Consider the following 22,054-nt stretch of genomic DNA (forward strand, 5'->3'; position numbering starts at 1 on the left):
GAAGCGACTCAGGGCAGCAGGATCACCTTGCCGCCGGGATGCCCCGACTCCACCAGCCGCGCGGCGTCGGCCGCCTCGGTCAGCGGGAAGGTCCGCGCGATGTCCACCTCGAGTTCGCCCTCGGCGATGAGGTCGAGCGCGAGCGCGTAGCCGTCGTCGCGCAGCCGCAGCTCGTCGGCCGTCAGCGGAACGGGGTTCCCGCCTCCCCACGCGCGGATGCCCAGCTCGGCCGCCCGCGGCCCGACCACGATCGTGCCGATCCGCGAGCGGTCGTCGACGAGGGCGAAGGACGCCTCCAGCGCCTCGTCGGAGCCGATCGCGTCGAGGATGAGGTCGTACCCGTCCGGCGCGGCGGCGCGCAGCCGCTCCAGCAGCCCGTCGCCGTACGCCACAGGAGTCGCCCCGAGCTCACGCAGCCGCGCGTGGCTCGCCGGCGACCCGGTCGCGACCACCGTGGCGCCCATCCGGCGGGCGAGCTGGATCGCCATCCTCCCGACACTGCCAGAGCCGCCGTGGATGAGCAGCGTCGTCCCCGGCCCGACGCCCAGCGAGACCAGCACCTGATGCGCCGTCGCGGCGGGGACGCCGATTGCCGCCGCTTGCTCCCAACTCACCGCGGCCGGCTTGCGCACGAGCTGGGAGGCCGCCGCGACCAGGTGCGTGGTGTAGGCGCCGTGCGGGTTGCGGACGACCACCTCGTCACCGGGCGCCCAGCCGTCCACGCCGGCCCCGACCGAGAGCACGACGCCTGCCGCATCGCTTCCCGGCACGCGTGGCGCGGTGATCGGAGCGCTCGGCCGGCCGCCGCTGCGCAGCTTGCCGTCGATCGGGTTCACGCCGACGGCGCGCACCGCCACCACCACGCCGTCGTCGGGCGCGACCGGATCCGGCACGGTTGCCACCTCGAGCACGTCGGGATCGCCGAGTCGGTCGTACTGGATCTGCGTGGCCATGCGTCCTTCCGTCGCGGGTGATCGTCCTTCGAGTCAACCAGCGCCGCGGCGGATTGTCTCCCCGCGCGTCACCGGCTCGCGAACGCCGCCCGGTATCGCGTGGGCGGCACACCGACCTCGGAGTCGAAGTGGTGGCGCAGCAGCGTCGCACTCGCGAACCCGCTGCGCCGGGCGACCTCCTCGACGGGGATGTCCGTGGTCTCCAGCAGCAGCCGCGCGTGGAGGACGCGCTGCGTCGTCAGCCACTGCATCGGCGGCACCCCGGTCTCGGCGACGAAGCGGCGCGAGAAGCTCCTGGTCGACATGTGGGTCCTGGCCGCGAGGCCGGAGACGGTATGGTTCTCGTCCAGCGTGGTGCTCAGGTGGTCCAGCAGTTCGCTGAACGTGTCGTCCTCGCAGTCGGAAACGGGCCGCTCGATGTACTGCCGCTGACCGCCGTCGCGCTGCGGCGGCACGACCATGTTGCGCGCGATCGTGTTGGCGACCGCGCTGCCGAGCTCGCGCCGCACCAGGTGGAGGCACGCGTCGATGCCGGCGGAGGTGCCGGCGCTGGTGATGATGGTGCCGTCGTCGATGAACAGCACGTCCGGGTTGACGCGCGCGAGCGGGAAGCGGCGCTGGAGGGCGTCGGCGTACCGCCAGTGCGTCGTGCTCTCGCGGCCGTCGAGGAGGCCGGCGGCGCCGAGCACGAACGCACCGGAGCAGACGCTCAGCAGGATGGCGCCGCGGGCATGCGCGCGCCGGAGCCCGTCGAGCAGCTCCTCCGGGTACTCGTCGCGGATCGTGGCGGCCGGCACCGCGATGAGGTCGGCGTCCTCCATCGCGTCCAGCCCGTATGGCGCGATGAGCTGCACGCCGGTCTCGTTCCGGATCGGCTCGCCCGGGGTCGCCGAGCAGACCCGGAAGTCGAACGGCTCGATCCCCGCATAGCTGCGGTCGAGCCCGAACACCTCGCAGATGACGCCGAACTCGAACATCGCGAACTCGTCGATGACGGGCACGGCCACGCGCTTCAACATGGTTCCGAGTGTACTGGCCGTATCTTTGCGAAGATAGACCTGAAGCCATATGGTGGCCGAATATTTTCGCTCGTAACGTTGAGGACATGGCAAATGGAACCTGGGCACAGGGAATCGAACACAGCTGGGTGGCCCGCCCGGCAAGGACCAACGGCGGCGTGCCGATCGCGCCGCGCCGTCGCCGCTTCGTGCTGAGCGACTGGCTCCCCGCGGCGGTCGCCGCGCGCGGCGGCCGCGTCACCCGGGAGACCGAGCGCGGACTGGCCGACCTGCGCGCAGCGCAGGACGCGCGCACGACCGGACGCTGATCGTCGGCGCCCTGCGGCCTCCCGCCGCGGGCGCCGCCTAGGCTGGTCCGATGGAGATCAGCGCATCCGGATTCCTCTTCGACATGGACGGCACGCTCGTCGACTCGCACGCCGTGGTCGAAGCCGTCTGGAGCGAGTTCGGCCGGCGTCACGGTCTCGACCCCGCGGAGATCCTCGCGTACGCGCACGGCAGGCAGGCCGTCGACACGGTCGCGCACTTCCTGCCCGACCTCCCCGCCGAGCGTCGAGCCGAACTGGTCGCCGGGCTCGTCGCCGAGGAGCTCACGCGCACCGACGGGATCGTGGAGGTGCCGGGAGCCGCCGCGCTGCTTGCGGCGCTCGCCGAGGCTGGCGTGCCCGTCGCGATCGTCACGAGCGCGCCACGCGAGCTCGCCGTCGTGCGACTGGAGGCGGCGGGCGTCCCGGTCCCGACCGTGCTGGTGGCCGCGGAGGACGTGTCGCGCGGCAAGCCCGACCCGCAGGGCTTCCTGCTCGCCGCCGAGCGTCTCGGTGTGCCGATCGGGCGGTGCGTCGTGTTCGAGGACGCCGAGGCCGGCCTGGTCGCCGCCGTCGCGTCGGGCGGCCGGGTCGTCGTGGTCGGCGGCCACTCGTCGGCGACGACCGACGGACTGGCGCGCCTCCGGGATTACACGGGCGACGTGCTCGGTGTCGAGCGGGTCTCGCTGCCGTCCTGAGCCGGGGCTGCGGGGCTTGACGCATCTCGCCATTCGTCTTATCCTTTTATCAACCGATCGATTGATAAATGGAAAGGTTGATAATGGCGGACGACCAGCTCGACCGGGCCTTCGCGGCCCTGTCCGACCCGGTGCGGCGCGCGATGGTCGCGCGGCTCAGCCGTGGGCCGGCGACGGTCAACGAGCTGGCCGAGCCGTTCGAGATCACCCTGCAGGCGGTGTCCAAGCACATCAGTGTGCTCGAGTCCGCCGGGCTCGTGTGGCGCACCCGGGAGGCGCAGCGCCGCCCCGTGCACCTCGACGCCGCCGCGCTGGAGCGCCTGACCTCGTGGATCGATCGGTACCGCCTGGAGGCCGAGCAGCAGTACCGCAGGCTTGACGCCCTGCTCGCCGCGCCTCCGGCATCCTCACCAGAACAGAGCAAGCGAATGAAGGAGAAGGAATCATGACCAACCCTGTCGTCATCGATGCCGTACCCGGCACCTCGTACGCCGACATCACGCGGGAGTTCGAAGCGCCGGTGGAGGCCGTCTTCCGCGCCCACGCCGACCCCGAGCTGTACGTGCAGTGGATCGGCCCCCGCGGCCTCGACAACGCGATCACCCACTGGGACTTCCGGACGGGAGGCGGCTACGCGTTCGAGCAGAAGGACGCCTCCGGCGCCGTCTACGCCTTCCGCGGCGTCATCCACACGGTCGTCGAGAACGAGCTCATCATCCAGACGTTCGAGTTCCTCGGCGCACCGGACCAGGTGAGCCTCGACGTCCTGCGCTTCGAGCCGCTCCCCGGTGGCCGCACCCGGCTCGCAGGCCACTCGGTGTTCCCGTCCAAGGAGGCACTGGAAGCGATGATCGCCTCGGGCATGGAGTACGGGATGCGCGAGGGCTACGAGAAGCTCGACGAGCTGCTGGCGAGGGGCTGATCCCGATGACCAGGGTCGTCGCCGACATCACCATCTCGCTGGACGGTTACGTCACCGGCCCGGACGCCGGCCCCGGCAACGGGCTCGGCACCGGGGGAGAGCCGCTGCACCGCTGGGTGTTCTCCGACGACCCGGACGACAAGCGCATCCTCGGCGCGGCGACGGAGCGCTCCGGCGCCGTGGTGATGGGCCGCAACCTCTTCGACATCGTGGATGGCCCGGGAGGCTGGAACGACGACATCGGCTACGGAGCCACGGAGGTCGGCAAGCCGGACTTCCTGGTGGTCACGAGCTCGCCTCCGCCGACGGTGCGCCTCACGGGACTGGACTGGACGTTCGTCACCACCGGTCTGGAGGACGCCGTCGCCGCCGCCCGCTCGCGCGCCGAAACGGTCTCCGCGGAGCGCGGCGCCGACCTGGACGCGGTGCTCATGGGCGGCGGCGCCCTCATCGGCTCGGCGCTCGCCGCCGGGCTTGTCGACACGCTCGTCCTGCACCTGTCGCCGATCATCCTCGGCGCGGGGACGCCGCTGTTCACCGGTTCGGGGCCGCGCGAGCTCGTGCAGCGGGAGGTCGTGGTCACCACGACGGCGACGCACCTGACCTACGACCTGGGGTGAGCCCGGCCTCAGTTGTTGGTGGTGAAGCTGGAGCCGGTCGGCGTACAGGTGTAGGTCGTGTTGCCGACCACATGCGTCCCGTTGCCGAGGCGGTTGCACTCGTCGACGAGCTGCGTGATCGGCGGGATCAGGACGGCGAGGAAGAGCGCGGTCATCAGGATGGTGAACGAGGCGACGGCGATCCCGGCGATCGCGAACCCGTTGCGCTCGCCCGCCCGGCGCGACTTCACCAGCGCCACGATGCTCAGCACCAGGCCCGCCACGTCGAGGAACCCGATGAACGCCAGCGCGAATCCGACGATCCCGAGGACGCGCGCGGTGCTCATCCGCGCCCGGGCCGGTGGAGCCGGAGGGTACGGCATCCCGTAAGGCTGGTGCTGTGGCGTGGCTGCGTCGCTGATCGTTCGCTCCTTCGGTCGAGCCGAGTGTAGGGCACGGGTGGAGCGTTTTCGTGCTCGTTCGAGCAGAACGTGTTGCGATGCGCACGTCATGCCCGCAACGTGGCAAGCTCTTGAATAGTGAGGCGGGCCGCGACTGGCGACAACGGCCGGCGGCCCGCCGACTCACCTCACGCGCCGTTGAGAGCGCGGGACCCGGACAGCGCAACTCCTCGTGGATGTCGTACATCGCCCACGCCGTTCCGAGCCAGCCCAGTGGCCGTTTCCGAGCACCGGCCCCGTTGTCGGATTCACGCCTGCGACGACCCAACGAAAAAGCCCCGGCTCTCCGCCGGGGCTTTCTCTACTGTCTCAACCAGTGTGCGCCACGAGGGATTCGAACCCCCAACCTTCTGATCCGTAGTCAGATGCTCTATCCGTTGAGCTAGTGGCGCATGACCCAACCGCGTTCTCCGCGCGGGCCTGTTAGAGCTTACATGACGGCCTCGCAGACCGCCAATCAGGTCAGGCGAACACCTCGTCCAGGAAGCACACGAGCGCTCGCCAGCTCCGCGCGTCGGCCAGCGGACGGTAGCGGTCGCCTCCCGGGATGGTGAACGCGTGCGGCGCTCCCGAGTACGTCGTGAGCTGCCAGTCGACGTGCGGCGCGGCGCGCAGCTCGTCCTGGAATGCGGCGACCGCCGTGTCGGGGACGACCGGGTCCGCGCCTCCGTTCAGCACCAGCAGGGAGGCCGCGATCGCCGCCGCGTCGGACGGGTCGTGGGCGATCAGGCCGCCGTGGAACGACACCACCCCGCGGGCCGGCGCCCCCGTTCGGGCGAACTCCAGGGCGGCCGTCCCGCCGAAGCAGTAGCCGATGACCGCGAGCCGGGCCGGGTCGACGGCCGGATGCTGCTGCAGCCAGCTGAAGCCGGCCGCCACGCGCGAGCGCAGCAGCGGGAGGTCCCGATAGTACTGTCCCGCGACCGCAGACGCCTCCTCGCCGCTGGGCCGCACGTCGGCGCCGTACAGGTCCGCGGCGAACGCCACGTAGCCGCGGCGGGCCAGCATCTGCGCGCGCATCCGCACGTTGTCGCCGACGCCGTGCCAGTCGTGGAGGATCAGCACCGCCGGGCGGCGGTCGTCGGCCTGCACGTCCCTGGCGAGGTAGCCCTCCAGAGGGAGCCCCTCGTGCTCGTACGGGACGGCCTCCGCGTCGATCACGGAGTGCTCGCCGATCGGGACCTGCTCGAGCAGGGCCTGGTGGGCAGGGGACAGGGCGGGCGACGGGGTGTCGGTCGGCACGGGTGCGGCTCCAGGTTCGAGTGCGCGACGCGGGCGACGGTCGTCGCACGCGGCCTGGCCTGCTGTGGCTGCATCGCGGAGTGCGCGCGGGCCCGAACGGTGCGGGTCGGGTCCCAACTCGTTCACGATACCTCCCCTGACGGGGAGGCGCGACGGACGTACGATGGGCGCATGTCCACGGAGTTCAGCAACGAGACGGACGCGAACCGCTACGCCATGCGGATCGACGGCGAGCTCGTCGGCGTCCTCGACTACAGCGTGCTCGGCGCGTCCATCTCGCTGACCAGGGCGTTCACGGTCCCCGCGCACCGCGGCCACGGCTACGCGGCCGACCTGGTCGCCTACGCGGTCGACGACATCGAGCGCACCTCCGACCGGAGGATCGTGCCGATGTGCTGGTATGTCGCGGACTGGTTCGACGCGCACCCCGAGCGCGCGGGGCTGCTGCAGCGCCGCGCCGGCTGACGGCGATGGGAGGCCGGGCGGAGCGCCCCGTGGAACGCATGGCGGCGCGCGTGGTCCGCTTCGGCGACCCGTCCGCGATCGCGATCGCCCGCGAGACGCTGCGCCCGCCGCGCGGCAACGAGGTCCTCGTGCGCGTCACGCACGCGGCGCTCGGGTCGACGGACGTGCTGGCCCGGCGCGGCGGCTACGCACTCCAACCGGTGCCGGGTTTCGTCCCCGGCTACGACTTCGTCGGCGTGCTGGAGACGGAGTCCGCGGTGTCGGCGGCGCTCGGCCTCCGCGCCGGCGCGCGCGTCGCCGGGGTGTTCCCGCGGATGGGCGCCCACGCGACCCGGCTCGTGGTGTCGCCGACGTTCCTGGTCGCCGTCCCTGACGCGCTCACGTCGGAGGCCGCCGCTGTCCTCCCGCTCAACGGAGTGACCGCCGCGCTCGCCCTCCGGTACGCCGGGCCTGCGCGGAGCGTCCTTATCCAGGGCATCACCGGCGCTGTCGGGTCGCTCGCCGCCCAGCTCGCGCTGCGCGACGGACGGACAGTGCTCGGCACGGGGACGACGACGCCGCCCGCGCCGGATGTGACCCTCGTCGACTACCGCGATCCCGGCTGGCCCGCGTCGGTCCGCGAGCAGACCGGGGGAGGTGTGGAGGCCGCGATCGACCACACCGGTTCGCCGCTGGTCCGCGAGGCGGTCGCGCCGTCCGGGGTCGTCGTCCGCACGGCGTTCGCGGGGCGGGCGGGCCACGAGCGGGATGACGCGGTGCGCGGCTCGGCGACGGCCGTGCTGCGGCGGTTCGGGCACCCGCGGGAGATCGTGTGCTCCGTGCCGTTCTGGGTGCTGCGCAAGCGGCCCGAGTACCGGCGGATGCTGACGGGGCTGCTCGCGGATGCGTCGGAGGGGCGGCTGCGGGTGTTCGAGCCGGAGGTGATCGCGTTCGACGCGGTGTGGGCGGCGCACCGGGCGGCGGAGGCGCGGGCGGTGGGGCGGACGGTCGTGCTGCGGATGTGAGAGTGTGTCTAGTGTGGGATTGACTTGAAAGTCAAGATAACACTAGACTAATCTGATGAAACGCAGGGACGTCCTCAAAAGGCTGAAAGCCCAAGCCAAGGCGACGGGGAAGTCGTACTTCGAGCAGGAGCTGACCAACCACACTGGTGTCATCGTCGGTGAGACGCGATCCACACTTGGTCGCCATGCCGAAATCGACGATGTGACTGCGCGCAAGTTCTTCGACCAGTTCGCCAACGAGTTCGGAAAGGAATGGTGGCGCTGATGAGTACATTTACGGTCACCGCCGAACGCACCGCCAAGTGGTGGGTGCTCCAGGCGGTCGAAGCGCCTGGGGCGATCAGCCAGGTCGCGCGTCTCGACCAAGTCGCGCAGATCAAGGAAGCCCTGGCGTTCGTCACCGGGGAGTCGGAAGAAGACATCGAGATCGACGTGCGCCTTTCGCTCCCCGCCGCCGCGGAGGTTGCGCATCGACTGGCGGTTGAACGCCGAGCGGAGGCGGCGCAGGCGAATCGCGAGGCCGCGTACTACGCCCGGCTTACCGCTCGCGAGCTCGCATCGAGTGGTCTCAGCGTCCGCGATATCGGCACGATTCTGGGCGTCTCGTACCAGCGCGCGCACCAGTTGGTCACGGCGGAGCTCGATCCGCCGGAGACGCTTTCTGTTCCGCAGTCGGCTAAAGCCGATTCCGCGCTGGCCTGATTCCCCGGCCGTATGGGAGTGGATCCCCCACTCCCACACGACATTCGGGTAAGACCCCGGCGCGTCCGAGACGCCCCCTGACTGCGTGCGCTGCGCCGGTGACCACTCCAGAGTAACCGCAGAGTAGACCGTACAGTTGACCCTGTTTCGGCGCGGCGGGCCCAGCCCCCCGGAGCGTCGCAGGACGGGGCTGCCCTGCGCACCGACCCGCTGGCTATCATGTGCGCCATGAGCACGAAGAGCAGGCAAGCGCCGCATCAGGAGGAGACGCTGCACCTCGGTGCCCATCGCGGGATGTGGGGTGCGTTCTCCGGGCTGATCACGGCCGTCCTGATCGCCTACCCGCTGTCGGCGAGCATCGCCTTCGCCACGCATCCGGCGACGCAGAAGCTGTTCGGGGAGCGGCTGGCGTCCGCGTCGCAGGCCGGCTTTCAGGCGTTCTGGTGGATCATCGCGATCGGTTGCCTGGCGCTGCCCTTCATCGTGGGGTTCGGGATCGCGAGGATGTCAGCGCGGACGCTCGTCATCATCGGCGGCGTGGTCGTCGTGTTCCTCATCCTCGTGCTCGTGATGGGGCAGTTGTTCCTGTTCTGAGTGTGGAGGTGCGGCGCCTCGCTCAGAGGTCGACCTCACCGAGGTCTTCCGCGTTGAGGTCGTCCGGCGAGCCCATGACGGCAGGCACGCACTCCGAGAACGCGTAGCGCAGCAGCACCGGCCACTCGCTCGCGTCGACCAGGTCGAAGACGTCGACCACCGCCGCGCCCCCGATATGGGAGGGCACACGCAGCTCGAACGGGGGCTCGCTCGTGCGCTCGAACTCGATCTCGTACGCGATGTCGCCGCGCTCGAGGACCGCCAGCACGATGTCCATGCCTCCTGTCCTACCCGTTTCGGCGCGGCGGCAGAACCCCTGCGGGCCAAGAGGGGTCCCGCCTACAGGTCGAGCAGTCCCCGCCGGAACCCCTCCGCCACCGCCGCGGCCCGGTCGCCGACCCCGAGCTTCGCGTAGATGCTGAGCAGGTGCGTCTTCACCGTCGCCTCGCTGAGGTGCAGGCGCTCCCCGGCGACGCGGTTCGTCGCGCCGTCGGCGACCAGGGCCAGCACTTCCAGTTCGCGCGGCGACAGCAGGTTCGCCTCCGGCGTCCGTACCCGGCCGACCAGCCGGGACGCGACGGACGGAGCGAGCACCGCGTCGCCGACCGCCGCGGCGCGGATCGCGCGCAGCAGATCCTCCCGTGGCGCGTCCTTGAGCAGGTAGCCGGTCGCGCCGGCCTCGATCGCGGGAAGCACGTCCGAGTCGCCGTCGAAGGTCGTGAGGACCACGACGCGGCACGGCAGGCCGAGCCGGGTCAGCTCGCGGATCGCGGCGACGCCGTCCATGCCGCGCATCCGCAGGTCCATGAGCACCACGTCAGGGAGGAGCGCCCGGGCGAGCCGCACCGCCTCGGCTCCGTCGGACGCCTCGCCCACGACCTCCACGCCCGGGTCGGAGGCCACCATGCCGACGATGCCGTCGCGGACGACGGGGTGGTCGTCGACGACCAGCAGCCGCACGGGCGCGCTCACGCGGGCACCTCCGCACGGATCGACGTGCCGTGGCCCGGCCGCGACTCCACGACCAGGCCGCCCGCGACCGACTCGATGCGCTCGCGCATGGCGAGGAGGCCGTAGCCGCCGTCCTCCGCCCGGTCGGGGCCGACCGTGCGCGTGGCCGGGTCGAAGCCGCGGCCGTCGTCGCAGACCTCCAGCCGGGTTCCTGTGCCGTCCGTCCGGAGTGTCAGCCGCACGCGGTGCGCCCCGGCGTGCCGCTCGACGTTGGCGAGCGCCTCTTGCGCGGTCCGCAGCAGCGCGACCTCCACGTCGGTGGACAGAGCGGTCGCGTCACCGGTCGTCGCGACGTCGGCCGGGATGCCGGTGCGCTCGGACCAGGCGCGGGCGAGCTGCCCGATCGCCTCCGGCAGCCGCATCGTGTCGAGGGCGGCGGGCCGGAGGGCGCGTACCGAGCGGCGCGCCTCGGCGAGGCCGTCGCGGGCGAGCGCGAGGGCGGCGTCCGTGTGCCGTGTGCGGCCGGCGTCGTCCGTCGCCTGCTCCGCCGCCTGGAGCTGGGTCACGATCCCCGCGAAGCCCTGGGCGAGCGTGTCGTGGATCTCGCGCGCGAGCCGTGACCGCTCGACCTCCGTCGCGGTCAGGTTCACCTGGCGCTCCGCGAGCCGCAGCGACCAGGACAGCCCGCACATGGCGACGACGTTGAGCAGCAGGATGCCGGTCATCCCGACGATCCCGGCCAGGTCGAAGCGCAGCGTGGAGCTCTGCGCGAGCCCCGCGACGACGGCCGTCGCGCCGACCGCGAGCAGCTCCCACGGCCACGGAACGATCGAGTACGCGAAGGTGAAGGTGGCGATCGTCAGGAACCCGAACCAGCTCTCCTGGAGCACCAGCGCCAGGTTGAGCGCGATGAGCCCGGTCATGAACACGGCGACGACGAGCGGCCGCTCGCGGACCCGGGTCGGCAGCCGCCGCATGACGATGATCCACACGGCGGTGACCGCGGAGAGGACGAGCGTCGGTGCGAGTGCCGCCCAGTCGCCCCACCGCACCCCGAGCGTGAAGGCGACCAGAACCGCCAGCACGACGTACGGCGTGACCGTGAGGACAGTCCTCCAGCGCGAATCGATCACGTTCAGACCCTACGCGTTTGCGGTTTCCGCAGGGAACAGTGCTCGCGTCCGCGGCAGGTTGACGATGATCACGACCGGCAGGACGAGCGCGCCGCAGACGGCCTGCTCGAGTCGCACCCAGTCCGGCAGGAAGCCGGGGATGGACACGATGACGACGATCGCGGCCAGCACGATCGGCGAGATGATCCGCAGCCGCAACAGGGCGCTGCGGGACCCGCGGGCGGCGGAGACGGCGAAGACGAGCAGCAGCACGGCGCTCGCGAGCACGAACGAGCCGCGGATCCAGATGGCGATGTCCGCGCCGATGCCGACGGCGGCGAGCACCGTGAGGAAGCCGAGCAGTGCGGCGCTGAGCGCGACGAAGCAGCTCAGGAGGACGAGCACCGGGCGGAGGGCCGCGCGGCGGGCCGTGTCGAGCGCGGCGGCGGGGGACGTGGTGGTCTCGGTCATGGGTACAGCCTCGCCGGGAGGCGCCGGCGCCGGATCGACCGAACGGCTGGACGCGGTCATCGAACGGCTATTCTCGAAAAGGTACAAAAAGTACGCAATGCATATAATTGCAACTATGTACGCGGAGATCGGATAGCATGTCCGTATGGCCCTTCTCGATGCTTCGATCAGCGCGCGCGACCTCCGTCAGGATCTCGCCGCCGTCGTCGGTCGCGCCGAGTACGGCCATGAACGGCTGGGGATCACCCGGCACGGCAAGCTGGCCGCGGTCATGATCAGCGTCGAAGACCTCGAACTGCTCGAGCAGCTCGAACTGGAGCGCGACCGGCGCGAGCTGCGCGCCGCCAAGCGCGCCGACACCGGCGAGCGCATCTCGCTCAGCGACCTCCGGGCCGAGTTCGACGGGTGACGTACACCGTCGAGTTCACCGCGGCCTCGGCCCGGGAGCTCCGCAAGCTCGACCCCACGGCACGAAACCGCGTGCTCTCAGCCGTCGCACGGCTCGAGTCCGACCCGCGGCCCGGCGGAGCGCGTCGCCTCGTCGGGTTCACCGACGCCTGGCGGCTGCGAGTGGGCGACTATCGCGTCCTCTACGAGGTCGTCGACGACACCGTCCTGGTGACCGTCTTCCGCGTCGGGCATCGCCGCAGCGTCTACGCGCACTGATCGCGACGACACCGCCTGTTGCCTCCGCCCTCCAGGGGGTGTAGACGGGGTACGACACCCTCACCGACAAGAGGAGCACGGCATGTCTTCGATCGTGGTTCAGTCGTTCGTCACCCTCGACGGCGTCGTCCAGGGGCCGGGTGGCCCCGAGGAGGACACGGAGGGGGGTTTCCAGCACGGCGGCTGGCAGTTCGACTACGACGACGATGGCACGGTCGCGGAGTGGGAGAAGAGAACCGAGGCGCTACTGCTCGGCCGGAGGACGTACGAGCTCTTCGCGGGCTCGTGGGGAGTCTGGCCTGAGGACGCCGAAGGGTTCCAGGGGGAGCTCACCCGGCGGTACAACCGCATCCCCAAGTACGTCGCCTCGCGCTCGCTGACGGAGGTCGGCTGGACGAACTCCTACCTGCTCGGCCCGGACGTGGTGGGCGCAGTGGAGCGGCTGCGCGGCGAGCCGGGTGTCGAGCCGGACGGCGAGATCCGGGTGTGGGGCAGCACGGAGCTGATCCGCACGCTCGCCGAGCACGACCAGATCGACGAGTACCGACTGCTGGTGCACCCGCTGGTCCTCGGCGTCGGAAAGAAGCTGTTCGGCGACGGCTTCCCGTACACCCGCTTCGCGCTCGTGGAGTCGCGTTCGACCGCCTCGGGCATCGTGATCAACGTGTACCGTCGCGCGGCGGAGGCATAAAACCAGTAATCGCTGTTCCGCGCATCCGCCAGAACCGCTCGTGCGGCGCAAGCCAGTCGCGCAGCTCCGTCCAGGGCTCGGCCGCCAGAGCGTAGAACACCTGCCGCCCGGCGGTCCGTTCGGCCACCAGGCCGGCGTCGCGCAGCGCCCGCAGATGCTCGGACACCGACGGCCGGCTCATCGCGAACCTGGCGGCGATATCGCCTGCGCTGAGTTCGCCGTCGAGCAGGAGGTCGAGGATGTCGCGCCGGGTGGGGTTCGCGAGCGCGCCGAAGAGGCGGTCGGCCGCCGAGTCCTTCGCCCGGGTCGGCATGTCAGCCTTGCTGGAGGAGCACGAACCCGTTGCCGTCGGGGTCGGCGAACTGGGACTGCACGCCCCAGCCGACCGGCTCCGGCTCCGTGACCTCCACCGAGGCGGCGCGGAGGGCGGCGACCACGCCTGCGATGTCGTCGGTGTGCAGCACGATGCCGTGCTGCCAGCCCGGGCCGGCCTGACCCGGGAAGGGAAGGTGCAGGGTGAAGTCGACGCTGCTGCCCTCCGGGGCGACCGAGAGCCAGCGGGCGCCGCCGTACGCGACGTCGGCGCGCACCTCGAAGCCGAGCACGTCGCGGTAGAAGGCCAGGGACCGCTCCTGGTCGGCGACGGGGATGGTGACGGTCTGGATGCGGACGGCGGGGATGGAGGTGCTCATGCGACGAGTATAGGTAGGAAAAAACCTACATAACAAGCGGCAGTCTCCGATCGGTCCGCGGCGGCGGTCCTAAGCTGACCGCATGGCCGGTGGAGCGCAGGACGACCGCAGCGTTGCGGAACGCGTCTTCGCGATCGCCGACGCCTTCGAGCGCGGCGACGAGCTGACCCTCAGCGAGATCGCCCGACGCGCCGGCCTCCCGGTGTCGACCACGCACCGGCTCCTGGCCGAGTGGGTCTCGTGGGGCGGTCTGGTCCGCGGGGAGGACGGCCGCTACCGCGTCGGCATCAAGCTCTGGCGGCTGGGGGTGAGGCAGCCGACCGCGCGCCGCCTCAGGCAGGCCGCGCGTCCCTACCTCGATGACCTCCTGGAGTCGACGGGCGAGCACGTGCACCTCGCCGTGCGCGACGGCCTTGGCGCGGTCTACCTGGAGCGGTTGTCCGGCCCCGGCGCCGTGCGGGTCATCAGCGATGTCGGGTCGCGGCTCCCGCTGCACGCGACCGGCGTCGGGCTGGTGCTGCTCGCGTACGCGCCGGAGGGCACGCTCGCGGAGGTGCTCGCCGACCACCCGCGCAAGTTCCAGCCCAACACGCTCACCGGCGAGAAGGAGCTGCGCGCGCGACTGGCCGGCATCCGTGCGACCGGGATCTCCCACTCGGTCGAGGAGCTCACTCAGGGCGCGTTCTCCGTCGCCGCGCCGGTGCGGGACGCCACGGGCGAGGTCGTGGCCGCGGTCTCGATCATCGCCCACGCCGAGCGGGAGGCCGAGCCGCAGTTCACGCTGGGCGTCCGGATGGCCGCGCGCGGCATCTCCGGGGTCCTCGGACTCGACTACGAGGAGCCGCACGGGTGAACCTCCGGAGGAAACTCTTCCGCTGAGCGGAAACCACGCTCGGGCACCCACTGGATTCGCTCAGGATGGGACGACCTTCCCACCGAAGCGAGAGGCGGAACAATGCGCACCCAGGTCGCCATCATCGGGGCCGGGCCCGCCGGACTCCTGCTCGGGCACATCCTCCGGCGAGCGGGGGTCGATTTCGTCATCCTCGAGCAGAAGAGCCGGGAGTACGTGCTCGGCCGGGTGCGCGCCGGCGTCCTGGAACAGGGCTCCGTCGACGTGCTGCGCGACCTCGGACTCGACGCCGACCTCGCCGCCCGCGGGCTGACGCACCACGGCATCTACCTGCAGTACGAGGGCGAGCGGCACCACCTCGACTTCGTCGACCTCGTCGGCCGCACCGTCACGGTGTACGGCCAGCAGGCGCTCGTGCGGCACCTGCTCGCCGAGCACGACCGCCTCGGCTCCGACATCCGGTTCGAGGTGGAGGGCGTCGCGCCGCACGCCGTCGACACGGACGCCCCGTACGTCACCATCGGCGGAGACGCCGAGCGCATCGACTGCGACGTCGTCGTCGGCGCCGACGGGTACCACGGCGTCTGCCGTCCGGCCATCCCGGGCATCCAGGCGCTCGAGCGCAGCTACCCCTACGCCTGGCTCGGCATCCTCGCCGACGTCGCGCCCTCCACCGACGACCTCATCTACGCGCTGCACCCCGACGGCTTCGCGATGCACTCGATGCGCTCGTTGGAGGTCTCCCGGCTCTACCTCCAGGTCGATCCCGGCGAGTCGGTCGACGACTGGTCGGACGAGCGGATCTGGGAGGCGCTGCAGACGCGCCTCGGCGTCCCGGGCTGGACGCTGAGCGAGGGGACGATCACCGAGAAGTCGATCACGCCGATGCGCAGCTTCGTGGCCTCCACGCTGGAGCACGGACGCCTGTTCCTCGCCGGCGACGCCGGTCACATCGTCCCGCCGACCGGCGCGAAAGGCCTCAACTCGGCCATCGCCGACGTCGCGCTGCTCGGCCGCTCGCTCGCCGCGCATTTCGGCGGCGGCGACGCCCTCCTGAAGCGCTACAGCGGCGCCGCCCTCGCCCGGCAGTGGAAGGTGCAGCAGTTCTCGCAGTGGATGACGGAGATGCTGCACGTCCACCGCGAGGTCCCCGACGAGGCGGCCCGCGCCTTCCGTTACCGCAGCCAGCTCGGCCAGCTGGAGTACACCACCGGATCGCGTCACGCGCAGGCGGCCCTCGCCGAGCAGTACGCGGGCCTCCCTTTCTGAGGTATGCCATGAACGACGAGCAGGACCAGATCAACGCGGAGATCGCCGCCGCGCACGCGGCTGCGGCGTCCGCCGGGCCACTCCCCGCGCACCCGCTGCGCGACTTCGGGCCGTACCGCAGCTCGCGGCTGCGCCACCCCACCCACGAGCTGGTGCGGGCCGACCCGGAGGAGATCGAGCTCGTCTCGCCGGCGTTCGGGCACACCGACGTCGCTGCGGAGGAGAGCGACCTCACCATACAGCACAGCGGAGAGCCGCTCGGCGAGCGCATCATCGTGACGGGTCGCGTGCTCGACGGCGAGGGCCGGCCGGTGCGCAACCAGCTCGTGGAGGTCTGGCAGGCGAACTCCTCCGGCCGCTACGTCCACAAGCGCGACCAGCATCCGGCGCCCCTCGACCCCAACTTCACCGGCGTGGGCCGCACGATCACGGGCGAGGACGGCTCGTACCGGTTCGTCACCATCAAGCCGGGCCCCTATCCGTGGCGGAACCACCGCAACGCGTGGCGGCCGGCGCACATCCACTTCTCGCTGTTCGGGTCGGCGTTCACGCAGCGGCTCGTGACGCAGATGTACTTCCCGAGCGACCCGCTGTTCGCGCTCGACCCGATCTACCAGTCGATCGCCGACCCGGCCGCGCGCCAACGGCTGATCGCCACGTACGATCACGACGTGAGCGAGCCGGAGTGGGCGCTCGGCTACCGGTGGGACATCGTCCTCACCGGCGGCAAGGCGACCTGGATGGAGCCGGAGGAGGGCGAGCATGCCTGAGACGAACGAGCACGAGCAGTTCCTGCAGACACCGTCGCAGACGGTCGGGCCGTTCTTCGGCTATGCGCTGCCGTACGAGGGCGGCCCGGAGGTCGCTCCGCCGTGGCGGGACGGCGCGATCCGCCTGCACGGCACCGTCTTCGACGGCGACGGCGTGCCGGTCCCCGACGCGATCATCGAGGTGTGGGGCGCCGACGCCGACGGCACGCCGATCTCCCGGCAGGGCAGCCTCCAGCGCGACGGGCACACCGTCACCGGCTTCGGGCGCGCCGCCGTCGACCGGGCAGGCCACTACTCGTTCACGACGGTCCGCCCTGGCGCGCCCGCGCCGGGCCGGGCCCCATACCTGCTGGTGACCGTGTTCGCGCGGGGTCTCCTGCACCACCTCTTCACACGCGCCTATCTCGACGACGGCGACCCGTTCCTGGCCACCGTGCCGGAGGAGCGGCGGAGCACCCTGATCGCCACCCCGGACGGCGAGAGCAGCTATCGCTTCGACATCCGCCTCCAGGGTGAGGACGAGACCGTCTTCCTCGACTTCGTGGGGGACGGGCGTGGCTGAGCCCTTCGACTGGGGTCTCCTCGAGCCGGCCGGTGCAGTGGGTGTTCCGGCCGGCGACGATCGTGTGCTGGCTGCCATGATCGCGGTCGAGGAGGCCCTGGTCGGAGCCTGGGACGAGCTCGACGGCTCGGCGGCCGGCCCCGGATACGTGCCGCTCGCGTTCGACGACGCCGCGATCGACCGGGCGCGGCTGGTGGCGGGCGCGCGGGAGGCCGGAGTGCCCGTCATCGCGCTGGTCGAACAGCTCCGCGCGCAGGCGGGGGCGCAGGCGGGACGGGTGCATCGCGGCGCGACCAGTCAGGACATCGTGGACTCGGCGCTCGTGCTGGTGTCGCGGGAGTCCCTGGCGCGCACGCGGGACGCCCTCGCCGTCGCAGCCGCGGAGCTCGCGGCCCGTGCGATCCGCTCGCGCGCGACGCCGCTGCTGGCGCGCACCCTGACGCAGCCGGCCGAGCCGACGACGCTCGGCGCGTCCCTGGCCCCCTGGCTGGACGCCGTGGTGTCGGCGATGGAGGTCCTCGACCGGCTCCACTACCCTGTCCAGCTCGGCGGCGCAGTGGGCACGGGTGCGGCGTTCGCGCGGCTCGCGGGCCGCGCCGACGCCCCGCAGACCCTCCGCGCCGGCGTCGCCGCTCGCCTCGGGCTCAGCGACCCCGGCCGGGCCTGGCATACCGATCGCGGTCCGGTGCTGGCGATCGCGGACGCCGCGGCGCGGGTCGCCGCGGTGGCCGGCCGGATCGGCCGCGACCTCGGCCTCGCGGCGCGCGACGGCGTGCTCCTGCCCGCCACCGCTGGCGGCTCGTCCGCGATGCCGCACAAGCAGAACCCGGTCGACGCCGTGCTGCTCACCGCGAACGGCCTCCGCGCCCCCGGTCTCCTCGCCACGGTGCACACTGCAGCCCTCAGCTCGGACGCGCGGCCGGCAGGGGAGTGGCACGCCGAATGGCAGGCCTGGCGCGGGCTGCTGCGCATCGCGGCGGAGAGCGCGGAGGTGCTCGCGCACGCAGTCGCCGACATGGTGGTGGCTGATACCGTCCTGACATCCTCGCCGGCCGACGCCGCCGACCTGGCCTCCGCCGGTGCCGTCGTGGACGCCGCCGTCGCCCGCTACCGCGCCCAAGCCGAACCCGACCGAGAGGCGGACTCATGACCATCCCGCGATTGCGCGGCTCGATGACCGCGGCCTCCCCGTCCGCCGCGGCGCCGCGCCTCCTGGTGCTGCTGCCCTCCCTCGGCACGACAGCCGAGCTGTGGGACGGTGTCGTGGCGCGGCTGGCTGCCGCCCCGGACTCCCCGCGGATCCTGCGCGTCGACCTCCCGGGTCACGGTGCGTCGCCCGCCACGCGCGAGCCGTTCACGATCTCCGAGCTCGCGGCGGCGGTGCTGGGTCTCGTGGACGAGGTCGGCGGCGGTGCGTTCGACATCGCAGGGGACTCCCTCGGCGGAGCGGTCGCACTGGAGGTGGCGCTCACCGCCCCGGAGCGCGTGCGCAGCCTGGCCATGTTCTGCTCCGGCGCGCGAATCGGCACGACGGAGGGCTGGGCCGATCGCGCCGCGCAGGTGCGCGCCTCCGGAACGGCGTCCGTGGTGGCGGGGAGCGCGCAGCGCTGGTTCGCGCCCGGATACCTGGCCGCACATCCGGACGGCCCGGGCGGCCACGCGCTCAAGACCCTGCTCGACGTGGACGACGAGTCGTACGCGCTGTGCTGCGAGGCGCTCGGCGGGTTCGACCGCCGCGACGCGCTCCCGGGCGTGCACGTGCCGTCGCTCCTCGTCGCCGGCGCGCACGACCAGGTGACCACCTCGGCCCTGATGGCGGAGGACGCCGCGGCGCTCCCCGGCGCGCGATTCGTGGAGCTGGCGCACGCCGCCCACCTCGTCCCGCTGGAGGACCCGGCCGAGACCGCCGCACTGCTGGCGGCGCTGCTCGCGGGCCGCGACGTCGACGCCGTCGCAGCCTACGAGCGCGGCATGGCCGTCCGGAGGGCGGTGCTGGGCGACGCCCATGTCGACCGCGCCGCGGCGGCGACCACCCCGGAGACCGCGGACTTCCAAGACTTCATCACCCGCTACGCATGGGGCGAGGTCTGGGCCCGGCCGCAGCTCACCCGGCCGGAGCGGTCGATCGCGACCCTCGCCAGCCTGGTCACCGGCGGCCACGAGAACGAACTGCGCATGCACGTGCGCGCCGCCCTGCGCAACGGCCTGACCCGCACGCAGATCGCGGAGGTCATCCACCACACAGCGCTGTACGCGGGGCTGCCCGCGGCCAATGGCGCGCTCGCGATCATGCGCGAAATCTTCACGGAGGAGACAGATGGATAAGCCAACCAGCCTGGACAAAACTGTCGGGTCGGCCACCGGGGCCGTCGCCGACATCCCGGACGGCGCCTCGCTCGCGGTCGGGGGGTTCGGCCTGTCCGGGGTGCCGATCGTGACGATCCGCGCGTTGCTCGCGCGCGGCGTCCGCGGCCTGGAGGTCGTCTCGAACAACTGCGGCGTGGACGGGTGGGGCCTGGGCGAGCTGCTGGCCGCCGGCCGGATCCGCCGGGTGATCGCGAGCTACATCGGCGAGAACAAGGAGTTCGCCCGCCAGTATCTCGGCGGCGAGGTGGAGGTCGAGCTCACCCCGCAGGGCACGCTGGCCGAGCGGCTTCGCGCGGGTGGCGTCGGCATCCCGGCCTTCTACACGGCGACCGGCGCCGGCACCGCGGTCTCGGACGGCGGCATGCCGATCCGCTACGCGGCCGACGGCTCGGTGGCGGAGGAGAGCGCGCCGAAGGAGCTGCGCCCGTTCGACGTGTTCGGCCGCGCCCGCGAGTACGTCCTGGAGACAGCGATCCGCACAGACTTCGGGCTCGTGCGCGCTGCCGTCGGCGACCGGCACGGAAACCTGCGCTTCGAGAAGTCGACCCGCAACTTCAACCCGCTGGCGGGCATGGCCGGCCGCATCACCATCGCCGAGGTGGACGAGCTGGTCGAGCCGGGCGTGCTCGGCCCCGACGACATCCACCTGCCCGGCATCTACGTGGACCGCGTGATCGCGCTGACCCCCGAGCAGTCGGCGGATCTGCCGATCGAGAAGGTCACCGTCCGCGCCCGACCGGAAGGGAACTGATATGCCCCGCACCCGCGACGAGATGGCCGCCCGCGCTGCCCTCGAACTGGAGGACGGCTCGTACGTGAACCTGGGCATCGGCCTCCCGACGCTCATCCCGAACCACCTGCCGGAGGGGGTGCACGTCGTACTGCATTCCGAGAACGGCATATTGGGTGTCGGGCCCTATCCGTGGGAGGGCGAGCAGGACCCGAAGCTGATCAACGCGGGCAAGGAGACCGTCACCGTCCTGCCCGGCGCGAGCTATTTCGACTCGGCCGCCAGCTTCGGGATGATCCGGGGCGGCCGCATCGCCACCGCCGTCCTCGGTGCCATGCAGGTCTCGGCTTCCGGCGACATCGCCAACTGGGCCGTGCCGGGCAAGATGGTGAAGGGGATGGGCGGGGCGATGGACCTCGTCAACGGAGCCGAGCGCGTCATCGTGATCATGGAGCACGTCGCCAAGGACGGCTCGGCCAAGCTGGTCGAGCAGTGCACCCTCCCCCTGACCGGGCGCGGCTGCGTCGACCGGATCATCACCGATCTCGCCGTGATCGACGTGACCGACGACGGCCTGGTGCTGCAGGAGGTGGCGCCGGGCGTGACCGTGGACGACGTGGTGGCCGCCACGGGCGCCCCGCTGACCATCCCGGCCGCCGTGACCGCGGGGTCGGAGGCGGCGCATGCCTGAGCTGCGCGAGGTCGTCGTCTGCTCGCCGCTGCGCACGCCGGTCGGCCGCATGGGCGGCGTGCTGGCCCCGGTGTCCGCGCTCTCGCTCGCCGAGACCGTGCTCCGTGCCCTCCTCGACCGCACCGGGCTCGACCCGGCCGCGGTGGAGGGCGTGATCGGCTCGCAGGGCTACCCCACGATGGAGGCGCCCGCCTTCGGTCGCGTCGCCGCGCTCAACGCGGGCTTCCCGGTCACGACGACGGGCTACCAGCTCGACCGGCGCTGCGGCTCCGGCCTCCAGGCGGTGATCAACGCGGCGATGGAGGTGCAGACCGGTGCGAGCGACGTGCTGGTCGCGCTCGGGGCCGAGTCGATGTCGAACGCCCCTCTTTATACGGAGCAGGGTCGCCGCGGCCTCCCGCCCGGCGGCCTGATGCTGCACGACGCTCTCGCGCGCGGCCGCGAGACGGTGGGTGGCCGCAACTTCCCGACGCCGGAGGGCAACGTCGGCTCGGCGGAGACGCTGCGCCGCGAGTACGGCATCCCGCGTGAAGCGCAGGATGAACTGGCGCTCCGCTCGCACCAGCGCGCGGTCGCTGCGCAGGAGTCGGGTGCGTTCGACGCCGAGCTGGTCCCCGTGACCGTGCCGGGACGCAAAGGCGAAATCGTGCTCGACCGCGACGAGCATCCGCGCGCCGACACGACGCTGGACGCGCTGGCCGGCCTCCGCCCGATCCTCGGTCGCAGCGATCCCGCAGCGACAGTCACCGCCGGAAACTCCAGCGGGCAGAACGACGCGGCGGCCGCCGCGATCGTCACGACGCCGGAGCGCGCCGCCGCGCTGGGGCTGGTGCCGGTGCTGCGACTGCGGTCCTGGGCGGTCGCGGGCAACGACCCCGCGGTGTTCGGCGTCGCGCCCGTCCCGGCGGCGAACAGAGCGCTCGACCGCGCCGGCGTCACCTGGGGCGACATCGACGTGATCGAGCTCAACGAGGCGTTCGCGGTGCAAGTGCTCGCGTGCCTGGCCGACTGGGGGATCGACGCGGAGGACCCGCGGCTCAACCCGCGCGGGAGCGGCATCTCCATCGGGCACCCCATCGGCGCCACCGGCCTGCGGATGCTGGCGACGCTCGCCCACGAGCTACCCGCCCTCGACGGCTCGCTCGCGGTCGAGACCATGTGCATCGGCGGAGGCCAGGGCCTCGCCGCCGTCTTCGAGCGCGTCTGACCCTCGCCGAGGGCCACGTAAACGCCCCCAAGACGCACTTTTAGGGGCGTTTTACGTG

The 22,054-nt window shown here is 71.9% G+C and carries 32 protein-coding genes and 1 tRNA gene; 22 read left to right on the forward strand and 11 right to left on the reverse strand.

Translation table 11 applies throughout. The features are described 5' to 3' along the window. Nucleotides 1–8 precede the first annotated feature (8 nt). Nucleotides 9–953: an NADP-dependent oxidoreductase gene (locus ABH923_RS13380; protein WP_370055873.1), complete on the reverse strand. Its 945-nt coding sequence runs from the start codon at nucleotides 951–953 to the stop codon at nucleotides 9–11. Nucleotides 954–1,021: 68 nt separating this feature from the next. Then, nucleotides 1,022–1,972 carry a helix-turn-helix domain-containing protein gene (locus tag ABH923_RS13385; RefSeq protein ID WP_370055874.1) on the reverse strand — a complete coding sequence of 317 codons (951 nt, stop codon included), beginning with the start codon at nucleotides 1,970–1,972 and terminating at the stop codon, nucleotides 1,022–1,024. A gap of 86 nt (nucleotides 1,973–2,058) precedes the next feature. Between ABH923_RS13385 and ABH923_RS13390 the strand changes: the two genes are divergently transcribed. The 5 genes from ABH923_RS13390 to ABH923_RS13410 all read left to right on the forward strand — a co-directional run bounded on the left by ABH923_RS13390 (nucleotide 2,059) and on the right by ABH923_RS13410 (nucleotide 4,517). Next, the gene (locus ABH923_RS13390) at nucleotides 2,059–2,280 is read left to right on the forward strand and encodes a hypothetical protein (RefSeq protein ID WP_370055875.1); all 222 of its coding nucleotides are present in this window, start codon (nucleotides 2,059–2,061) and stop codon (nucleotides 2,278–2,280) included. A 50-nt stretch (nucleotides 2,281–2,330) separates the two neighbouring features. After that, on the forward strand, nucleotides 2,331–2,975 hold the full coding sequence (locus ABH923_RS13395) for an HAD-IA family hydrolase (RefSeq protein WP_370055876.1): 645 nt from the start codon (nucleotides 2,331–2,333) through the stop codon (nucleotides 2,973–2,975). Between the two features lie 83 nt (nucleotides 2,976–3,058). Next, entirely contained in the window at nucleotides 3,059–3,424 is a 366-nt protein-coding gene (locus tag ABH923_RS13400) for an ArsR/SmtB family transcription factor (RefSeq protein ID WP_370055877.1), read from the forward strand. After that, nucleotides 3,421–3,897: an SRPBCC family protein gene (locus ABH923_RS13405; RefSeq protein ID WP_370055878.1), complete on the forward strand. Its 477-nt coding sequence runs from the start codon at nucleotides 3,421–3,423 to the stop codon at nucleotides 3,895–3,897. The genes ABH923_RS13400 and ABH923_RS13405 overlap by 4 nt, the downstream gene beginning before the upstream one ends. A gap of 5 nt (nucleotides 3,898–3,902) precedes the next feature. Further along, complete coding sequence (locus ABH923_RS13410; protein WP_370055879.1) at nucleotides 3,903–4,517, forward strand: dihydrofolate reductase family protein; 615 nt, start codon at nucleotides 3,903–3,905, stop codon at nucleotides 4,515–4,517. An 8-nt stretch (nucleotides 4,518–4,525) separates the two neighbouring features. On the opposite strand, the gene ABH923_RS13415 is transcribed toward ABH923_RS13410, so the two are convergent. The 3 genes from ABH923_RS13415 to ABH923_RS13425 all read right to left on the reverse strand — a co-directional run bounded on the left by ABH923_RS13415 (nucleotide 4,526) and on the right by ABH923_RS13425 (nucleotide 6,199). Next, entirely contained in the window at nucleotides 4,526–4,879 is a 354-nt protein-coding gene (locus ABH923_RS13415; protein WP_370055880.1) for a DUF4190 domain-containing protein, read from the reverse strand. Between the two features lie 397 nt (nucleotides 4,880–5,276). After that, a tRNA-Arg gene (locus ABH923_RS13420) sits at nucleotides 5,277–5,349 on the reverse strand. Between the two features lie 70 nt (nucleotides 5,350–5,419). Then, nucleotides 5,420–6,199: a dienelactone hydrolase family protein gene (locus ABH923_RS13425; RefSeq protein WP_370055881.1), complete on the reverse strand. Its 780-nt coding sequence runs from the start codon at nucleotides 6,197–6,199 to the stop codon at nucleotides 5,420–5,422. Nucleotides 6,200–6,370: 171 nt separating this feature from the next. Here ABH923_RS13425 and ABH923_RS13430 point away from each other — a divergent pair, with 171 nt between their 5' ends. The 5 genes from ABH923_RS13430 to ABH923_RS13450 all read left to right on the forward strand — a co-directional run bounded on the left by ABH923_RS13430 (nucleotide 6,371) and on the right by ABH923_RS13450 (nucleotide 8,964). Then, nucleotides 6,371–6,664 (forward strand): GNAT family N-acetyltransferase, encoded by a 294-nt coding sequence (locus ABH923_RS13430; protein ID WP_370055882.1) that lies wholly within the window; start codon nucleotides 6,371–6,373, stop codon nucleotides 6,662–6,664. Between the two features lie 38 nt (nucleotides 6,665–6,702). Beyond that, nucleotides 6,703–7,668, forward strand: a complete 966-nt coding sequence (locus ABH923_RS13435) for a zinc-binding alcohol dehydrogenase family protein (protein ID WP_370057364.1) — start codon at nucleotides 6,703–6,705, stop codon at nucleotides 7,666–7,668. Nucleotides 7,669–7,723: 55 nt separating this feature from the next. After that, nucleotides 7,724–7,933, forward strand: a complete 210-nt coding sequence (locus tag ABH923_RS13440; RefSeq protein WP_370055884.1) for a ribonuclease PH — start codon at nucleotides 7,724–7,726, stop codon at nucleotides 7,931–7,933. Beyond that, nucleotides 7,921–8,370 carry a hypothetical protein gene (locus ABH923_RS13445; RefSeq protein WP_370055885.1) on the forward strand — a complete coding sequence of 150 codons (450 nt, stop codon included), beginning with the start codon at nucleotides 7,921–7,923 and terminating at the stop codon, nucleotides 8,368–8,370. The genes ABH923_RS13440 and ABH923_RS13445 overlap by 13 nt, the downstream gene beginning before the upstream one ends. Before the next feature lie 228 nt (nucleotides 8,371–8,598). Further along, nucleotides 8,599–8,964 (forward strand): hypothetical protein, encoded by a 366-nt coding sequence (locus tag ABH923_RS13450; protein WP_370055886.1) that lies wholly within the window; start codon nucleotides 8,599–8,601, stop codon nucleotides 8,962–8,964. Nucleotides 8,965–8,986: 22 nt separating this feature from the next. On the opposite strand, the gene ABH923_RS13455 is transcribed toward ABH923_RS13450, so the two are convergent. The 4 genes from ABH923_RS13455 to ABH923_RS13470 form a co-directional block, all read right to left on the reverse strand. Beyond that, on the reverse strand, nucleotides 8,987–9,241 hold the full coding sequence (locus ABH923_RS13455; protein ID WP_370055887.1) for a hypothetical protein: 255 nt from the start codon (nucleotides 9,239–9,241) through the stop codon (nucleotides 8,987–8,989). A 62-nt stretch (nucleotides 9,242–9,303) separates the two neighbouring features. Continuing rightward, nucleotides 9,304–9,936, reverse strand: a complete 633-nt coding sequence (locus ABH923_RS13460) for a response regulator (protein ID WP_370055888.1) — start codon at nucleotides 9,934–9,936, stop codon at nucleotides 9,304–9,306. After that, nucleotides 9,933–11,048, reverse strand: a complete 1,116-nt coding sequence (locus tag ABH923_RS13465) for a sensor histidine kinase (protein ID WP_370055889.1) — start codon at nucleotides 11,046–11,048, stop codon at nucleotides 9,933–9,935. Before ABH923_RS13465 ends, ABH923_RS13460 begins: the two co-directional genes overlap by 4 nt. A gap of 9 nt (nucleotides 11,049–11,057) precedes the next feature. After that, nucleotides 11,058–11,498, reverse strand: coding sequence for a hypothetical protein (locus ABH923_RS13470; RefSeq protein ID WP_370055890.1), 441 nt, complete (start codon nucleotides 11,496–11,498; stop codon nucleotides 11,058–11,060). 145 nt (nucleotides 11,499–11,643) lie between these two features. Here ABH923_RS13470 and ABH923_RS13475 point away from each other — a divergent pair, with 145 nt between their 5' ends. The 3 genes from ABH923_RS13475 (at nucleotide 11,644) to ABH923_RS13485 (ending at nucleotide 12,855) form a co-directional block, all read left to right on the forward strand. Continuing rightward, entirely contained in the window at nucleotides 11,644–11,907 is a 264-nt protein-coding gene (locus tag ABH923_RS13475; protein WP_370055891.1) for a type II toxin-antitoxin system Phd/YefM family antitoxin, read from the forward strand. After that, a complete protein-coding gene (locus tag ABH923_RS13480; RefSeq protein WP_370055892.1) occupies nucleotides 11,904–12,164 on the forward strand; it encodes a type II toxin-antitoxin system RelE/ParE family toxin in 261 nt (86 codons plus the stop codon). Before ABH923_RS13475 ends, ABH923_RS13480 begins: the two co-directional genes overlap by 4 nt. Before the next feature lie 82 nt (nucleotides 12,165–12,246). After that, complete coding sequence (locus tag ABH923_RS13485) at nucleotides 12,247–12,855, forward strand: dihydrofolate reductase family protein (RefSeq protein WP_370055893.1); 609 nt, start codon at nucleotides 12,247–12,249, stop codon at nucleotides 12,853–12,855. Here the strand turns inward: ABH923_RS13485 and ABH923_RS13490 are convergent. Further along, nucleotides 12,824–13,168 (reverse strand): ArsR/SmtB family transcription factor, encoded by a 345-nt coding sequence (locus tag ABH923_RS13490; RefSeq protein ID WP_370055894.1) that lies wholly within the window; start codon nucleotides 13,166–13,168, stop codon nucleotides 12,824–12,826. The genes ABH923_RS13485 and ABH923_RS13490 overlap by 32 nt on opposite strands. Before the next feature lies 1 nt (nucleotide 13,169). Beyond that, nucleotides 13,170–13,547 carry a VOC family protein gene (locus ABH923_RS13495; protein ID WP_370055895.1) on the reverse strand — a complete coding sequence of 126 codons (378 nt, stop codon included), beginning with the start codon at nucleotides 13,545–13,547 and terminating at the stop codon, nucleotides 13,170–13,172. 82 nt (nucleotides 13,548–13,629) lie between these two features. Between ABH923_RS13495 and ABH923_RS13500 the strand changes: the two genes are divergently transcribed. From ABH923_RS13500 to ABH923_RS13540, 9 genes are all read left to right on the forward strand, one after another. Beyond that, nucleotides 13,630–14,400: an IclR family transcriptional regulator gene (locus ABH923_RS13500; RefSeq protein ID WP_370055896.1), complete on the forward strand. Its 771-nt coding sequence runs from the start codon at nucleotides 13,630–13,632 to the stop codon at nucleotides 14,398–14,400. Between the two features lie 102 nt (nucleotides 14,401–14,502). Further along, nucleotides 14,503–15,669 (forward strand): 4-hydroxybenzoate 3-monooxygenase, encoded by a 1,167-nt coding sequence (locus tag ABH923_RS13505; RefSeq protein WP_370055897.1) that lies wholly within the window; start codon nucleotides 14,503–14,505, stop codon nucleotides 15,667–15,669. Nucleotides 15,670–15,677: 8 nt separating this feature from the next. Further along, the gene (pcaH, locus tag ABH923_RS13510; RefSeq protein ID WP_370055898.1) at nucleotides 15,678–16,439 is read left to right on the forward strand and encodes a protocatechuate 3,4-dioxygenase subunit beta; all 762 of its coding nucleotides are present in this window, start codon (nucleotides 15,678–15,680) and stop codon (nucleotides 16,437–16,439) included. Then, nucleotides 16,432–17,001 (forward strand): protocatechuate 3,4-dioxygenase subunit alpha, encoded by a 570-nt coding sequence (gene pcaG, locus ABH923_RS13515; protein ID WP_370055899.1) that lies wholly within the window; start codon nucleotides 16,432–16,434, stop codon nucleotides 16,999–17,001. The genes pcaH and pcaG overlap by 8 nt, the downstream gene beginning before the upstream one ends. Further along, complete coding sequence (locus ABH923_RS13520) at nucleotides 16,994–18,151, forward strand: lyase family protein (protein ID WP_370055901.1); 1,158 nt, start codon at nucleotides 16,994–16,996, stop codon at nucleotides 18,149–18,151. The genes pcaG and ABH923_RS13520 overlap by 8 nt, the downstream gene beginning before the upstream one ends. Continuing rightward, a complete protein-coding gene (pcaC, locus tag ABH923_RS13525; protein WP_370055902.1) occupies nucleotides 18,148–19,326 on the forward strand; it encodes a 4-carboxymuconolactone decarboxylase in 1,179 nt (392 codons plus the stop codon). Before ABH923_RS13520 ends, pcaC begins: the two co-directional genes overlap by 4 nt. A gap of 10 nt (nucleotides 19,327–19,336) precedes the next feature. Then, nucleotides 19,337–20,119, forward strand: a complete 783-nt coding sequence (locus ABH923_RS13530) for a CoA transferase subunit A (RefSeq protein WP_370057365.1) — start codon at nucleotides 19,337–19,339, stop codon at nucleotides 20,117–20,119. A 1-nt stretch (nucleotide 20,120) separates the two neighbouring features. Next, a complete protein-coding gene (locus ABH923_RS13535; protein ID WP_370055903.1) occupies nucleotides 20,121–20,789 on the forward strand; it encodes a CoA transferase subunit B in 669 nt (222 codons plus the stop codon). Next, nucleotides 20,782–21,996 carry an acetyl-CoA C-acetyltransferase gene (locus tag ABH923_RS13540; protein ID WP_370055904.1) on the forward strand — a complete coding sequence of 405 codons (1,215 nt, stop codon included), beginning with the start codon at nucleotides 20,782–20,784 and terminating at the stop codon, nucleotides 21,994–21,996. Before ABH923_RS13535 ends, ABH923_RS13540 begins: the two co-directional genes overlap by 8 nt. Nucleotides 21,997–22,054: the final 58 nt, after the last annotated feature.

Origin of the sequence: Leifsonia sp. EB41 (assembly GCF_041262565.1) — a bacterium.
In the GTDB taxonomy this organism is placed as follows: Bacteria; Actinomycetota; Actinomycetes; order Actinomycetales; family Microbacteriaceae; genus Leifsonia.